The 15,090-nt window shown below is 51.2% G+C and carries 14 protein-coding genes; 6 read left to right on the top strand and 8 right to left on the bottom strand.

Annotated elements, in window-relative coordinates; all coding sequences use genetic code 11:
* Positions 1-7 precede the first annotated feature (7 nt).
* Together ACHHZ6_RS02020 and ACHHZ6_RS02015 are read right to left on the bottom strand one after the other, a co-directional pair.
* Complete coding sequence (locus tag ACHHZ6_RS02020) at positions 8-922, bottom strand: branched-chain amino acid ABC transporter permease LivH (protein WP_182274534.1); 915 nt, start codon at positions 920-922, stop codon at positions 8-10.
* Positions 923-1,022: 100 nt separating this feature from the next.
* A complete protein-coding gene (locus ACHHZ6_RS02015; RefSeq protein ID WP_182274533.1) occupies positions 1,023-2,144 on the bottom strand; it encodes a branched-chain amino acid ABC transporter substrate-binding protein in 1,122 nt (373 codons plus the stop codon).
* A 416-nt stretch (positions 2,145-2,560) separates the two neighbouring features.
* Between ACHHZ6_RS02015 and ACHHZ6_RS02010 the strand changes: the two genes are divergently transcribed.
* Positions 2,561-3,229 (top strand): YecA family protein, encoded by a 669-nt coding sequence (locus ACHHZ6_RS02010; protein WP_182919861.1) that lies wholly within the window; start codon positions 2,561-2,563, stop codon positions 3,227-3,229.
* A 31-nt stretch (positions 3,230-3,260) separates the two neighbouring features.
* Here ACHHZ6_RS02010 and tyrP read toward each other — a convergent pair whose 3' ends face one another.
* On the bottom strand, positions 3,261-4,472 hold the full coding sequence (gene tyrP / locus ACHHZ6_RS02005; protein WP_182919862.1) for a tyrosine transporter TyrP: 1,212 nt from the start codon (positions 4,470-4,472) through the stop codon (positions 3,261-3,263).
* Between the two features lie 204 nt (positions 4,473-4,676).
* Between tyrP and ACHHZ6_RS02000 the strand changes: the two genes are divergently transcribed.
* Positions 4,677-4,913 carry a YecH family metal-binding protein gene (locus tag ACHHZ6_RS02000; RefSeq protein ID WP_182919863.1) on the top strand — a complete coding sequence of 79 codons (237 nt, stop codon included), beginning with the start codon at positions 4,677-4,679 and terminating at the stop codon, positions 4,911-4,913.
* Positions 4,914-4,950: 37 nt separating this feature from the next.
* Here the strand turns inward: ACHHZ6_RS02000 and ftnA are convergent, their stop codons facing one another.
* From ftnA to ACHHZ6_RS01985, 3 genes are all read right to left on the bottom strand, one after another.
* Positions 4,951-5,448 (bottom strand): non-heme ferritin, encoded by a 498-nt coding sequence (gene ftnA / locus ACHHZ6_RS01995; RefSeq protein ID WP_182271863.1) that lies wholly within the window; start codon positions 5,446-5,448, stop codon positions 4,951-4,953.
* A gap of 203 nt (positions 5,449-5,651) precedes the next feature.
* On the bottom strand, positions 5,652-5,990 hold the full coding sequence (gene yecR, locus ACHHZ6_RS01990) for a YecR family lipoprotein (RefSeq protein WP_182271862.1): 339 nt from the start codon (positions 5,988-5,990) through the stop codon (positions 5,652-5,654).
* A 104-nt stretch (positions 5,991-6,094) separates the two neighbouring features.
* Positions 6,095-8,260 (bottom strand): HD domain-containing phosphohydrolase, encoded by a 2,166-nt coding sequence (locus tag ACHHZ6_RS01985; protein WP_395121644.1) that lies wholly within the window; start codon positions 8,258-8,260, stop codon positions 6,095-6,097.
* Between the two features lie 246 nt (positions 8,261-8,506).
* Between ACHHZ6_RS01985 and ACHHZ6_RS01980 the strand changes: the two genes are divergently transcribed.
* Together ACHHZ6_RS01980 and ACHHZ6_RS01975 are read left to right on the top strand one after the other, a co-directional pair.
* Complete coding sequence (locus ACHHZ6_RS01980) at positions 8,507-9,145, top strand: RpiB/LacA/LacB family sugar-phosphate isomerase (protein ID WP_395121643.1); 639 nt, start codon at positions 8,507-8,509, stop codon at positions 9,143-9,145.
* Positions 9,146-9,279: 134 nt separating this feature from the next.
* Positions 9,280-9,531 (top strand): DUF2766 family protein, encoded by a 252-nt coding sequence (locus tag ACHHZ6_RS01975; protein WP_008500405.1) that lies wholly within the window; start codon positions 9,280-9,282, stop codon positions 9,529-9,531.
* 74 nt (positions 9,532-9,605) lie between these two features.
* Here the strand turns inward: ACHHZ6_RS01975 and ACHHZ6_RS01970 are convergent, their stop codons facing one another.
* Both ACHHZ6_RS01970 and ACHHZ6_RS01965 read right to left on the bottom strand, forming a co-directional pair.
* Positions 9,606-10,949 carry an anaerobic C4-dicarboxylate transporter gene (locus ACHHZ6_RS01970; RefSeq protein WP_182271859.1) on the bottom strand — a complete coding sequence of 448 codons (1,344 nt, stop codon included), beginning with the start codon at positions 10,947-10,949 and terminating at the stop codon, positions 9,606-9,608.
* A gap of 173 nt (positions 10,950-11,122) precedes the next feature.
* Positions 11,123-11,626 (bottom strand): non-heme ferritin-like protein, encoded by a 504-nt coding sequence (locus tag ACHHZ6_RS01965; protein WP_182271858.1) that lies wholly within the window; start codon positions 11,624-11,626, stop codon positions 11,123-11,125.
* A gap of 883 nt (positions 11,627-12,509) precedes the next feature.
* Here ACHHZ6_RS01965 and araF point away from each other — a divergent pair.
* Both araF and araG read left to right on the top strand, forming a co-directional pair.
* The gene (gene araF / locus ACHHZ6_RS01960; protein WP_182271857.1) at positions 12,510-13,499 is read left to right on the top strand and encodes an arabinose ABC transporter substrate-binding protein AraF; all 990 of its coding nucleotides are present in this window, start codon (positions 12,510-12,512) and stop codon (positions 13,497-13,499) included.
* A gap of 71 nt (positions 13,500-13,570) precedes the next feature.
* Positions 13,571-15,085 carry an L-arabinose ABC transporter ATP-binding protein AraG gene (gene araG / locus ACHHZ6_RS01955; protein ID WP_182271856.1) on the top strand — a complete coding sequence of 505 codons (1,515 nt, stop codon included), beginning with the start codon at positions 13,571-13,573 and terminating at the stop codon, positions 15,083-15,085.
* Positions 15,086-15,090 lie beyond the last annotated feature (5 nt).

The raw sequence follows: 15,090 nt of genomic DNA, 5'->3' as shown, positions 1-15,090 counted from the left end.
TTCTCCCTCACACTTTGGCCACGATGGGCCGACCAAGCAGCCCCTGGGGACGGAAAATCAGGATCATGACCAGTAATCCAAACGAGAACACATCTTTATAATCCGAGTTCACCATGCCGGAGAATTGTGCTTCGGCTACGCCCAGAATCAGCCCGCCGAGCATCGCGCCTGGCAGGGAGCCAATGCCGCCGAGCACCGCCGCCGTAAAGGCCTTGATGCCAATGACAAACCCGACATAAAAATCAAAGGTGCCGTAGTTCATGGTGATTAACACACCCGCCAGTCCGGCCATCGCCGCACCGATGACAAACACCAGGGAAATAATCCTGTCGGTGTTAATGCCCAGAATGGAGGCCATTTTGCGATCCTGCTGTACCGCCCGACACATCCGTCCAAGGCGGGTATTGCTGATTATCCAGGTGAGCAGCAGCATTCCCGCGAACGAGGCGACCAGAATAAAAATTTTGGTGTAGGTTATCTGGACAAAACCTTCACCCAGATGCACGCGGAATACACCATCCAGCATGGTAGGCACCCCTTGCTGGCGCGGCCCCTGGCTTAACTGCGCATAGTTTTGCAGGATAAGCGACATCCCAATGGCGGAGATTAGCGGGGCAAGACGGGTGGAGTTACGTAGCGGTTTATAGGCAATGCGCTCGATAGTCCAGCCGTAGACACCGGTTACCACAATGGTGAAGACCAGCGTGCCGAGGATCAGCAGGGGGAATGACTGCAGGCCGAAGAATGACAGCAGCGCCAGGCCAATGGCACAGAGATAGGCGGAGATCATATACACTTCGCCGTGGGCGAAATTAATCATACCAATGATGCCATACACCATCGTATAGCCGATGGCGATTAATCCGTAGACGGAACCCAGCGTTAAGCCATTGACTAACTGTTGCAGGAAGAATGTACTCATCATCGCGCGCTCGTGTTTTGAGGCCGCGCCTTGCGCGCAGCCTGGTGTTTATTACGCGTCGACAGGCGAACCTGCCGACGTTGAGCGTGACTCCGTCCCGTTACTGCACTTCCTTATATTTCCCTTTGTCGTCCCACTGATACACCACGTAGTCAGAGACTTTCAGGTCACCTTTGCCGTCCCAGGCTTTTTTGCCCATCACCGTATCGACGGAATTGGCTTTCAGCCATTCGCTGGCTTTGGCCGAGTCCTTGCCACCCGTGGCCTTAAAGGCGGCAGCAATCGCCTGAACTGAAGCGTAGGAGTAGAGGGTATAACCTTCCGGTTCGAATTTACCCGCGCGGAATTTCTCGATAACGGCCTTACCGTCCGGGATCAGTCGCGGATCTTTACCAAAGGTCATATAGATACCGTTGGTGTATTGCGGGCCGCCCGCCGCGGTCACCATCTCTTCGTTGACAATACAGTCACCGGAGAAGAACTTCGCCTGCACGCCCTGTTCGCGCATCTGGCGAACCAGTGGGCCTGCCTCCGGGTGACAGCCGCCGAAGAACACCACGTCCGGCTTTTGCGCCCCAATTTTAGTGACCAGCGCGTTAAAGTCTTTTTCCCCGCGTGATAACCCCTCGTACATCACATCCTGGACACCGCGTTTTGCCAGCGCGGCTTTGGTGGCATCCGCCAGACCCTGGCCGTACGTGTCTTTATCGTGGATGATCACCACGCGTTTGGCTTTCAGCTTGTCGATGATGAAATCGCTGGCGACCTGGCCCTGCTGATCATCGCGGCCACACATGCGGAACATATCGCTCATGCCACGTTCGGTGATCAGTGGGTTGGTTGAGCCGGGGGTGATGGTAATAATGCCCGCATCGCTATACACCTCAGAGGCGGGCATGGTGGATGAGGAGCAGAAATGGCCGACAACCGCGTTGACTTTTTCCTGGTCGACCAGACGGTTGGCGACCGCGACGGCTTGTTTAGGCTCGCAGGCATCATCCCCCTGAACCAGTTTAATCTTTTCACCGTTGATCCCTCCTGCGGCGTTAATGTCTTCAGCGGCCTGCGTTGCGCCGTGCCAGTATTGATCGCCATAGGTGGCATTGGGGCCAGTAAACGGCCCGGCCACACCAATCACAATATCGGCCTGGGCGGAAAATGCCGTGGCCAGACAACCGGCCAATACAAGAGAAAGAGGACTTCTGATAAGTTTCAGCGACATCATTATGTTCCTTAGCAAAGAGGTTTTTGCACCACGGTAAAAATCCGAACGTCCGGCGGTGCAGCCAATCCAGAAGCAAGAGCGAGAACAAAATAACGAGCTCCAGACAACATCCTGCTTAATACGGCGAGGTTTCCTTGCGCGGTGAAGCGCACAGAACATTAAGCAAAATGGTTGCCAGAATGGCTAACCCATTGACTGGGTTGCGACATGTTTGAGTATAGAGCGCCGTTTTATGCAGCCTTGCGGAACGGCCTGAAATTACAGCGGAGATCACATCTCATTAACAATAAAGCCCATAAGTTGTGCAAGGGTCACGATTTGCACGTTTTTGCAGCAATAAAGACCTAAACTTCAGATAGGCACAGGCGGCGATATGTGTCAGGATCTTTCCTTTTTTATCAGGAGTGTCAGCAATGACTGAAGGCCCGTTAAATGAAAGTGAAATGGAGTGGCTGGAAGAGACGTTAATGTCCTACGGTCATGACGATGCGTCCGTGATTGACGTGTCCGAACTCGACGGCATGCTTACTGCAGTGCTTTCCGGCCCCGTTGTGGTTGAGCCAGATGCCTGGCTGGTGGCGGTATGGGGTGGCGAAAAGTACATTCCACGCTGGAAGAACGATCGTGAAATGAACCGTTTTATCGATCTCTGCTTTAAGCATATGAACGATATTGCTGAGCGCCTGAGCGAATACCCGGAACAGTTTGAGCCGATGTTTGGTTATAACGACGTTGACGGTCAGAGTTACACCGTCGTTGAAGAATGGTGCTATGGCTACATGCGCGGCGTGGCACTGACAGACTGGTCAGCATTGCCGGAAGAACTGAAGGCCGACCTGGACGCTATTGCGCTGCACGGTACAGAGGGGAATGGCGAGAAGCTGGATGAACTGACCGAAGAGGAATACAAAGCCAGTATCGAGAGCATCCAGCCTGCGGCACTGCGTTTGTATAACTACTGGGTGGCTAACCCGCAGCAGCCGGAAGCGAAAAAGCCAGTTGTTAATGGAACGAAGGTCGGGCGTAACGATCCGTGTCCGTGCGGCAGCGGAAAGAAATTTAAGAGCTGTTGCTTGCACTGATAAAAAAGGGGCTGCTGATAGCCCCTTTTCCTTAACCCACTTCCGGTAACATTCCTGCCGCAATTAACATCTGCACCAGAATAACCACGACCCCACAGCCAAATACTATACACAGCAGAGGTTTCCCGCCGGCAACGCGATACCCTTGTTGAGGATGCTGTTGGCGACTCTTCCATGCCAGAAGGGAAGGGAGCAGCAGGGCAAGGACGGATAACGCCACGCCCGCATACCCCAGCGCCATCACAAACCCACGCGGATAAAACAGTGCAAAGGCCAGCGGAGGCAGGAAGGTGATGGCACCCGTCTGTAAACGTCCGGTGACGGTATTGCGACGCTGGAACAGATCGGCCAGATAATCAAACAGACCGAGTGCCACGCCCAGGAACGAGGTCGCCAGCGCCAGGTCGGCAAACAGATGCACCGCCAGCTCAACGTGCGGAGAGGTCACTACCTCACGCAGTGCCAGCAGGAAACCATTCAGACCGGCGTGTTCCGCCATCAGGCCAGTGAAGGTCGACGCGTCAATACTGCCCAGCGTCACCAGTTGCCAGAAAATATAGGCAATCAGTGGAATGGCACTCCCGATGACAAAGACGCGGCGAAGTTTGCGAATGTCGCCATTCATATAGCTGACAATGCTCGGCACGCTACCGTGGAAACCAAATGAGGTGAAAATCACCGGAATGGCGGAGAGCGCCAGTCCTTTTTCCAGCGGCAGCGTCAGCAGGTTAATTTTGTGAACATGTGGTGCCAGCAGAACCAGCATGACAATCAGAAAGAGAATTTTGGCACTGAACAGAAAACGGTTAAACAGGTCGACCAGCGAGGTGCCGACACAGACCACGCCACCGCCAATGAGCGCAAAGAAGATGGCACCCGTCGCCGGTGTGATGTCAGAGCCGAACCAGTCGTTGACGCTGGAGGCGATCAATTCCCCGGCTCCGCTGATATAGGCTGCGGTCAGAGCGTACATCAGGAACATCATGCTAAAGCCGGTGACCCACTGGCCGTAGCGCCCCAGATAGCGCGCGGCAAGTGAACCCAATCCGGTATCGGCAGGCACGTGCTGATAAACTTCGAGCAGCAGCAGTGCGGTATAGCACATCAAAGCCCAGAGCGTGCCGAGCAGCAGCAATGTCACACTAAATCCGACGCCTGCGGCCGCCAACGGCATTGCCAGCATTCCTGCGCCAATCGTCGTTCCGGCGACGATAAAAATACTTCCCAGTGTTCTGTTTTTCACGCTTTCCTCTACAACGACTCTCAACCGCGACAAAATCTGCGGCGCAGAGTAAGGGAAAAGTCATACCTCGTCAAATCACCGTTACAACTGGTGTAATTAATTGTTTACGAATCTTTGGCGATTGGGGAGAGATAAACCTGCGCCAGCGCAAAGCGTGCTTCGGGACGAGCGTTTAGTCTGCTTGTTTTTTCAGAGGGGATGACAATGTCAATTCATGGACACGACGTGCTCAATATGATGATTGAGTCGGGCGAGCAATACACGGAACACAGTCTGGTTGAGGCTATTCATGCACGCTTTGGTGAAACGGCGCGTTTTCATACCTGTTCAGCTGCAGATATGACTGCGGTGGAACTGGTGGCATTTCTGGCGGCGCGCGGAAAATTTATTCCGGCGACGGACGGGTTTTCGACGCACGAAAGTAAAATCTGCCGCCATTAAAATAAAACGGTGCTGAAGGATCAGCACCGTGAGGGAATTAATTCTGGGTGTCGAGGGTAGAAAGTTCTTTATCGATAAAGTAAAGACCTTCACCTGATTTACCGGCCAGAGAGAGTTTGTCCAGTACGGATTTAAACAGTTTTTCTTCTTCGTGTTGCTCAGCAACATACCACTGCAGGAAATTAAAGGTCGGATAATCCTGGCTGGTCATTGCGGCATGAACCAGCTCATTAATTTTCTGGGTGATCAGCTGCTCGTGCTCGTAGGTGGCGCGGAACAGTTCATCGAGCGAACCGTATTCAGCAAATGGTGACGCTACGGTTTCGATGCGCGGCAGGCTGCCCGTATCGGTCAGATAAGCAAACAGACGCTGCATGTGCGTCATCTCTTCCTGGGCGTGACGACGCAGAAACGCGGCTGCACCTTCAAAACTGTGATAGCTGCACCAGGCGCTCATCTGCTGGTAGAGCAGAGATGAAAAAAGTTCGAGGTTCATTTGTGCATTGAGCTTGTCGATCATTTCCGTTTTCAGCATGGTGAAGCTCCGGTGTATTATTTCTGGTTTATGATGAGCGATACTATAATTTGTTATTGAATTATTTGCAAAAAGTAAAATAAATAGATGCTTATTTAAAAATACGAATGGGAATAAAACGCATTGGCAATTTTTATATTTATTAATGCGAATTATTTTTGTTCTTAGTTAAATACACTGCCAGTAAGGACTGGCAGCGCTGATTAATACCACGGATTTTTGGCGTTAGGGTTAACGGCATATCCCATGCATTTGTACTGGATAGTCACGGTCTCGTTCAGACACACAGACCCGCTAATAAGGGTACAGGTTTTAATGGGCTGACCGTAGGCGGAGGCGGTGGCATATCCCATGGTCTGACACGCTTTTGCTGCAGTGCCGTTATTAACATACCCATCGGATTGGGCGTTTTGCAGTATCGCCTGGCCGTAATCAAGGCGGACTATCCCGTTTGGTGCGTCCAGACTGCTTACCTCTGCCTGGCGGTTAATGCTACACCCCGCGAGCAGCAGGATCGTACCGACAACGAATACTCTTTTCATAGTTCACTCTGAGTGAATGGAAATACGTTATCGTACCCGCAGACGTCCGGCGCAATGCCTGGAATAGCCGGACAATCTGCCCTTTCTCTTTGCAACGGGCCGGATTAGTCGGCAAGACTGTCAAAAATCGTTTTGAACTCAAGATGATGCTTACGGAACAGTGTAATAAGCTGCGGGTCAAAATGACGGCCAGCGCCCTCAAATATCACTTCGCAGGCCTGCTCGTGGGTAAAACTCGGCTTATACACCCGTTTTTGTCTCAGGGCGTCATACACATCCGCCAGCGCCAGAATGCGAGCCTCAATCGGGATTTGCTCGCCGTGCAGCCCCTCGGGATAACCGCTACCGTCCCATTTTTCATGGTGCAAGTGGATAATATTTTCTGCAACTGCTCCCAGCCCAAGCCCCTGAATGATTCGCCACCCCTTAACGGTGTGGAGTTTCATCTCAGCAAACTCTTCGGCGGTCAGTGGGCCTTGCTTACGCAGAATGCGATCCGGCACGGCGATTTTCCCGACATCATGCAGGGAAGCGAAATGTCCTATCTCACGGATCATTTGCCGTGATAGCCCAAGTTGGCGCGCCATTAATTCACAATATCTGGAAACGCGCTGAATATGGCTACCGGTTTCGTCGTCATGTGCGCGGTTTACCTTCTCCAGCGCCTGCACCATATTACGGTTAACAATCCGGCTTTGCCTCATATGGCGGCGCATCATAATGAGCATGCTGATACTGAACAGCGCAACGATCAGTAAAATTAGGCTAATAATTTTCAGCGTATTTTTGGTTAAATCGGGGAACCATTTCTGCTCTTCCTGACGTTCAATCTGGGTGCGGAATTCGGACAACCGATGGATCTGCATAAACAGATGAAAGAGAGGGTGGTTCGGTTCCACCCAGGGGCCAATGACAAACTCGGAGCGGGTGACGCCCGCCACTTTCAGCACCCCACGAAACAGCTCGTTGCCGCGAAGCGTTGATTCCAGCGAACTGAGATCGCCAAGAATATAATCAATTTTATTGTCCTCCATTGCATCAATAAGGCCATCAATGCTGCGGTGGGGCACGATTATCACATCACTACCAAAATGCTGGCGTAAATAATTCGCGGCAAAAGACCCATCCAGCACGCCTACACGCTGGCTTCGGATACTTTCTTCATTCCACAAAAATGGCTTGTCGATGCGGTTGTAATAAACGTTATGCCAGGCAATGTCCGGGCCAATGCGCCCCTCTGTGTGTTCTTCGTTGTACCGGTCGGCAATATCAACCAGCCGGATGGGCCACTGCTGCCGGGAGAGGTTCGAATAATTATCGACAAAATTGACATCGACCTTCATACCTAACAAATCACGCATGTCGTTAATCATATCCATTGCCGTGCCGTGGTAGCCCTTGCTGTCACGCCAGATTAGCGGTGCAAAGTTTTCATTTTTAGGCAGGGTGATGCGCAGACGGTTATTTGCAATCCAGGCACGTTCACTTTCCGACAGCGTAATACGGCTTAGCAGGTAATTGCGCTTACTCTCCTCCAGCATTTTGTGCATTTCGCCATTGCGATACCAGAGGCCAATGATGTCGTTGATGGGTTCACGCAGGGGCAGGAGTTCAGGGCTGAATGCCAGAACAACCGGAGTACGTAATTCAGGAAACGGTCGCGAAATGAGGTAGTAGCGTTGGGTGTTTTCCATCTCGGTGGCATCATTAATATAAAAATCAGCCTGATGTTCACCCAGTAAACGGAAGGCCTCGTCGCTGGTGTCCACGAGCCGCAGAGAGCGGAATTTGAGATCGGGATAACGTTGTTGCACGCTTTCGAGCGTCGCGTCATCTTTACGGAACAACACACGGGCATGGCTTAGCTGCTCTGGCGTTGCCGCTGTCATCGACAGGCTGGCGGCAACCACTTCATTATCAAATAATCGTGACGAGAGTATCTTGGTTTTGGCTCGTTTTTCGGTACGTAATACGCCCGCATACACTCCATAGCCATCATGCGCAAAACGTTGACCGATATCCGCACCGGAAAGCGGCCTGAGCTGTAAATTCATCCCCGTTTTTTGATTGATGGCATTAATTAAATCGGGATAGAACCCCTGTAATTCCCCCTGCGGTGTATGCCAGGATTCAAAATCATTGGCGTCATAAATCCAGACCGGGACAGGTTCTCCGGTCTTGGCTGCCCACAGAGCAGGGGGACAGATCAGCAGAAGACCTGTTAATCCGAATAAAAAGAGAATGCGAAGCTTCCGGCAGCGCGAATTCACAGGTGTTCACCAGGCGGTTTTTAGGGTGTTTTGTTGCAGTCTAGCTAACAGTTTCTACTGATGACAGATTTTTTTAACTTTTAAATAACGTCCAGAAGACCGTTGAGGCATAACAGAATTGTGAACACATTCTTCTTGTTTAAAACGCAATTTCATTTAATTTGAAAGTTGGTTTTCTTGATAGTAAGGTGAGTGCCAAAAGGTATCTACGGCGGGTTGACCCGCGTCGCACTCGGGAGAGACAAGATGAAAATTGCACTGATGATGGAAAACAGCCAGGCGGCTAAAAATGCCGGCATCCTTGCTGAGTTAAAAACGGTAGCCGATGAAAAAGGCTTCCCGGTTTATAACGTGGGGATGAGCGACGAGAACGATCACTCGCTTACCTATGTCCATCTGGGGATTATGGCGAGCATTTTGCTGAACGCTAAAGCGGTTGATTTTGTTGTGACGGGGTGTGGTACAGGCCAGGGCGCACTGATGTCTCTGAACATCCATCCCGGCGTTGTCTGTGGCTACTGCATTGATCCGGCTGACGCTTTCCTGTTTGCCCAGATTAACAACGGTAACGCGCTTTCCCTGCCGTTTGCAAAAGGGTTTGGCTGGGGAGCTGAACTGAATGTTCGTTTTATCTTCGAAAAAGCCTTCACTGGCCGTAAAGGTGAGGGCTATCCGCCAGAGCGCAAAGCACCACAGATACGTAATGCTGCGATCCTGAACCAGGTGAAAGCGGCGGTGGTGAAAGACAACTATCTGGACACCCTGCGTGCAATTGATCCTGAGCTGGTGAAAACTGCCGTCTCCGGCTTGCGCTTCCAGCAATGTTTCTTTGAAAACAATCAGGACAAAGAGATCGACGCGTTTGTGCGTGCAATTGTCGGTTAATCACGTGTCTGGTGGGGATGATGCTCTGACAAAAACCTGCACTGGCAGGTTTTTTTGTACCCATCAGCGATGAGAAGGAGATGAAAGGGCGTGCGTTTTGCTACTATGGCGGCCTTTACATGAGGAGAAAGTCCATGTCACAAAACCTGAGCGCCGATCAGGAACTGGTGTCTGACGTCGTTGCATGCCAGCTGGTTATCAAACAAATTCTTGATGTGTTAGATGTTATCGCACCCGTTGAAGTGCGCGAGAAAATGTCCACCCAACTGAAAAACATTGATTTCGCCAGTCATCCGGCGGCCGCCGACCCGGTTACGCTTCGTGCGATCCAGAAAGCCATCGCTCTGATTGAGCTGAGATTCACTCCGCAGGGTGAGTCTCACTGAGACAGGCTGATACGTTGAACCTGGTTTTCTGAGACAACGTGAAAGGGCGACAGTCTCTGTCGCCCGGAGAAGGGTCAGAAGAAGGCTTGTACCAGCAGATAGCTGGCCGCGCACGCGCAGCTCACGCCAATCAACCCTGGCAGAATAAAGCTGTGGTTGATGATAAATTTGCCGATACGGGTCGTACCTGAACGGTCAAACCCGATGCAGGCCAGGTCGCTTGGGTAGGTTGGCAGCACAAAGTATCCGTAAGACGCGGGGAAGAAGGCGATCAGCATTTTGGGTTCGATTCCCAGCATTAAGCCCATTGGCGCAACAGCGGTGAGCGCCGCCGCCTGGCTGTTCACCAGCTTAGAGACCAGGAAAAGCACAATGGCATACGTCCACGGGTGACTTTTCACCACGCCTTCCAGCGCCATTTTTAGCTCGTCGAGGTGTGCCTGGAAAAACGTATCACTCATCCACGCGACGCCAAACACCGAGAAGATTGCGACCATCCCCGCTTTAAACACCGCTCCGTTAGAAATGGCAGAGGCTTTTACCTGGCAGGACATCAGCATAATGGCCCCGGCAATGAGCATCATCATCTGTATGACAAGGTTCATCGACAGCGCTGTCATTTTGCCTTTCACCTCGAAGGCAGGGCGCAGCTCAGGCAGTGCCCCCAGGAGGACAACAACGGCAATCCCGGCGAAGAAGATCCAGGTTGACCAGTAAGCTTGCTTAGGAAAACGCTGATTCATCAGCGTTTCAGCCCCACCGTAGATAAACTCGCGCTGTTTCGGATCTTTCAGCTTTTCCTGAAACTCCGGGTCATCCGCCAGATCTTTACCCCGGCGCAAACTCCACAATGCGGCAATAGCGACGCCAAATAGCGAGGCAGGAACCGATACGGCGAGAATTTCGAGGATCCCCCACGCGTGGCCGATACCGTGTTGCGCACCCAGGATGGACACCAGTGACACGACGGCAACCGAAACCGGGGAGGCAGTGATCGCCATTTGCGACGCTACCGACGCCACGGCCATTGGTCGTTCCGGGCGGATCCCTTTTTTCAGCGCGATATCCGCAATAATGGGGAACATGGTGTACACCACGTGCCCGGTTCCGCACAGAAAGGTCAGCATCCAGGTGGTAAAGGGCGCGAGAAGGGTAATGTGTTGAGGATGTTTACGCAGCAGACGCTCTGCAAATTGCATCATCACATTCAGACCGCCAGCGGTCTGTAAGGTGGCCGCACAGCCAATGACGGCCAGGATGGTCAGCATCACGTCAACCGGTGGTTTGCCGGGTTGCAGGCCAAAAATAAAACTTAAAATAAACAGGCCGATACCGCTTATCAGCCCAAGCCCCATGCCGCCGAAACGCGTACCAACCAGCAGGCAGAGAATAATGACAATAAACTCAATGGTGATCATGATGCTCCCTCGTCAATAATTATGTAACTAAATAAATCATTACATGTTGTGAGGTTATTCATTGGGAGCAAGATCTGATTTGTTAAAAGTCAGCAAAAGCAGAGAGTTGGTAGTAAAAGCGGAGGGGGGGACGTGGGGCTGCCTGCACCTGGGTACAGGTACAGGCGGCAGAATCAGTGATGCTGGTAATTAACGACGTTGAGCACGTGCTTGTCGGTTTGTTCAGGACATAATCCGGCGCGTTTTGCATTGCGGATTTCGTTGGCCAGCGTTTTTAGCAGTACACCATCCTGTTGTTGCTCTTTGTCCATATCACGCAGGAAATTGAGCGTGGTACTGTCTTTTTGCGCTTTGGCTTCATCGGTCAGTTTGCTGAGGGTTGCGCAGCGTTGTTCATACTCTTCCAGTGTTTTCTGGAACAGGTCTTCCAGACAAGAGTAATCATCGTTCATGACATCCAGCGCTTTCACAATGGGATTTGCACCAGAATCTTTCATAAAATCAAACACGCGCATCATATGTGTGACATTGCTTTGTGCCTGGGTGCGGAAGAAGGTGGCGGTACCGGTGAGACTGTTCTCTGAGCACCATTCACTCAGGTACAAGTGCAAATTTGAGGCATAGAACTCAAGGTTCATCTGTGCATTGAGCTTTTGAATCATCGCTTGGGTAGCCATACTAATATCCTTATTTATGTGGGACGCAAAGTCAGCTGCTTAACCTGGCTCTTCAGGCTGGAAATACCTATCGCGCATCACCATTACGCACGATAGCGGGTAACAGAATAGCGTTTTACTCTTTCTCCGGATGGTCTCGAATATTCACATCCTGTGTTCGATATCCACAAGCATACGCTGGTTATTCCTTTAAGAAAACTCCTGGTTTCGATAATTTTACGCTACATTACAAAATTTAATGAAGTTGAAGTTTTGTAATAAGGGAATGTGGATGGGTTTATTGTAATTTATTGAAATTTATAAGTTTATATATTTTATTTTTCGTTTTGATGGAAATGGTAGAGGTTCTCACTATTCACTGCATGATAATAAAAAATAAGTGCTGTTAATGTTATCAGATATATTCTTCGCTTTAAAAATTGCGCTAGATCATTTTTATTGACTACCCGACCAGGTCGCTCCTGCGCACGGTTATTTTTGTTTCAGATGAAAAAAAGGAACAAGGGTTTACATTATTTTTCCGGCTGAGGGGGGATGTGACGAAAGTTGCGGTGCCGTAACTACCAGGATTTGAGGAGCCAGAAGGCGTTACCACTATTCAGGGATTTCTTAGCTAATCTTATGGATGATTCTGCTCAGTGTATTTTTATTTGTCTGACAATTACTGCCATTTTTATGTCATTTTTCGCTGAATTTATGTACGCAATTACTGTAATTCTGCGGTGTGATGGCGCTCTCTTATGGATGATTAATTTCCCGCTAAAACTATCACCAGCACTAACGCTTATGACGAGGTAAGCGCTAATGTCTTGTTTTAAGTCCGATTAAATAAGAAGTACGCACGTATTCCCTACAGAAAAGATTGCTAAAGCTGGAGTTTACCATGCACAAATTTACTAAAGCGCTGGCGGCCATCGGTCTGGCTGCTGTTATGTCACAATCCGCTATCGCAGAAAATTTAAAACTCGGTTTTTTGGTCAAACAACCTGAAGAACCCTGGTTCCAGACCGAATGGAAATTCGCCGATAAAGCCGGGAAAGATTTAGGTTTTGATGTGATTAAAATCGCCGTGCCGGATGGTGAAAAAACGCTGAACGCCATTGATAGCCTGGCAGCCAGCGGCGCGAAAGGGTTTGTTATCTGTACGCCAGATCCAAAACTGGGGTCAGCCATTGCAGCCAAAGCGCGTGGTTACGGCATGAAGGTCATTGCCGTTGACGATCAGTTCGTCAATGCCAAAGGCAAACCGATGGACACCGTACCACTGGTGATGATGGCGGCGACCAAAATCGGCGAACGTCAGGGCCAGGAACTCTATAAAGAGATGCAAAAACGCGGCTGGGATGTGAAAGAGACTGCCGTGATGGCCATTACTGCTGATGAGCTGGACACCGCGCGTCGCCGCACTTCCGGTTCAATGGCCGCACTGAAAGCAGCCGGTTTCCCGGAAAAACAGATCTATAAAGTTCCGACCAAATCCAACGACATCCCGGGGGCTTTTGACGCGGCGAACTCCATGCTGGTGCAGCATCCAGAGGTGAAACACTGGCTGGTGGTCGGTATGAATGACAACACCGTGCTGGGTGGCGTGCGTGCAACGGAAGGTCAAGGCTTCAAAGCACCTGATGTTATCGGGATCGGTATCAACGGCGTTGATGCCGTCAGCGAACTGTCTAAAGCACAGGCAACAGGTTTCTATGGCTCTCTGCTGCCAAGCCCGGACGTGCATGGCTATAAATCCAGCGAAATGCTCTACAACTGGGTGACCAAAGGAGCCGAACCGCCGAAATTTACCGAAGTGACCGACGTGGTGCTGATCACCCGCGATAACTTCAAAGAGGAGCTGGCGAAAAAAGGACTGGGCGGTAAGTAATACGCTGTGATTGTGCCCCTCACTCACCGTGAGGGGCCTGACGTACACACTACAGGAATTACGGAGACGTTATGCAACAGTCCTTACCGTATCTCTCTTTTCGCGGCATCGGGAAAACGTTCCCCGGTGTCAACGCGCTGACCGATATCAGTTTCGACTGCTATGCCGGCCAGGTTCACGCCCTGATGGGGGAGAACGGCGCGGGGAAATCCACGCTGTTGAAAATCCTCAGTGGCAACTACACGCCAACGACCGGAACGCTGGCCATTCGCGGCGAAGACGTTGCTTTTGCCGATACTACAGAGGCGCTAAACGCCGGGGTTGCCATTATCTATCAGGAGCTGCACCTGATCCCCGAGATGACCGTGGCGGAAAATATCTATTTAGGACAGCTCCCGCACAAAAGCGGCGTGGTTAATCGCTCGCTACTTAATTATGAAGCGGGGCTGCAGTTAAAACACCTTGGTCTGGATGTCGATCCCCAGACGCCTCTGAAATATCTCTCCATCGGCCAGTGGCAGATGGTCGAAATTGCCAAGGCGCTGGCACGTAATGCCAAGATCATTGCCTTCGACGAACCCACCAGTTCGCTTTCGGCGCGTGAAATCGAAAATCTGTTCCGCGTGATCCGCGAGCTGCGTCAGGAAGGCCGTATTATTTTGTACGTTTCGCACCGTATGGAAGAAATCTTTGCCTTAAGCGATGCCATCACCGTGTTTAAGGATGGCCGCTATGTGCGCACCTTTACTGATATGCAACAGGTTAACCATGATCAGCTTGTTCAGGCGATGGTCGGACGTGAGCTGGGGGATATTTACCACTGGCAGCCACGTGAATATGGTCCTGAACGCCTGCGTCTGGATAACGTGAAAGCACCCGGCGTGCGGACACCGATTTCGTTATCGGTGCGCAGCGGTGAAATCGTCGGGCTGTTTGGTCTGGTGGGGGCGGGACGCAGTGAGCTGATGAAAGGCTTGTTTGGCGGCACACGTATTACGCAGGGGCAGGTCTCTATTGACGGACAACAGGTTGATATTCAGAAGCCTGCTCATGCCATTAACGCAGGCATGATGCTCTGCCCGGAAGACCGCAAAGCAGAGGGGATCATTCCGGTGCACTCTGTGCGCGACAACATCAATATTTCTGCAAGGCGTAAATATATTCGGGCGGGATGTTTAATCAACGACAGCTGGGAATCGAGCAATGCCGACCACCACATTCGTTCACTGAACATCAAAACGCCGGGTGCTGAGCAACTGATCATGAATCTTTCCGGTGGTAACCAGCAAAAGGCCATTTTAGGCCGCTGGTTGTCGGAAGACATGAAGGTCATTTTGCTCGATGAGCCGACGCGCGGTATCGATGTGGGGGCAAAACACGAGATTTATAACGTGATTTATGAACTGGCAAAACGCGGTGTGGCGGTGCTGTTCGCCTCCAGCGATCTGCCCGAGGTGCTTGGCGTTGCTGACCGTATCGTTGTGATGCGTGAAGGTGAAATTGCCGGTGAATTGCTGCATGAACAGGCGAATGAACAACAGGCGTTGAGTCTCGCCATGCCTAAAGTTAGCCAGGCTGTCGCCTGAGTAAG

Origin of the sequence: Enterobacter cloacae complex sp. 2024EL-00214 (assembly GCF_043945575.1) — a bacterium.
Lineage (GTDB): Bacteria > Pseudomonadota > Gammaproteobacteria > Enterobacterales > Enterobacteriaceae > Enterobacter > Enterobacter cloacae_P.
The sequence above is the reverse complement of the archived record's forward strand: the minus strand, read 5'-3'. Positions and strand labels throughout refer to the sequence as shown.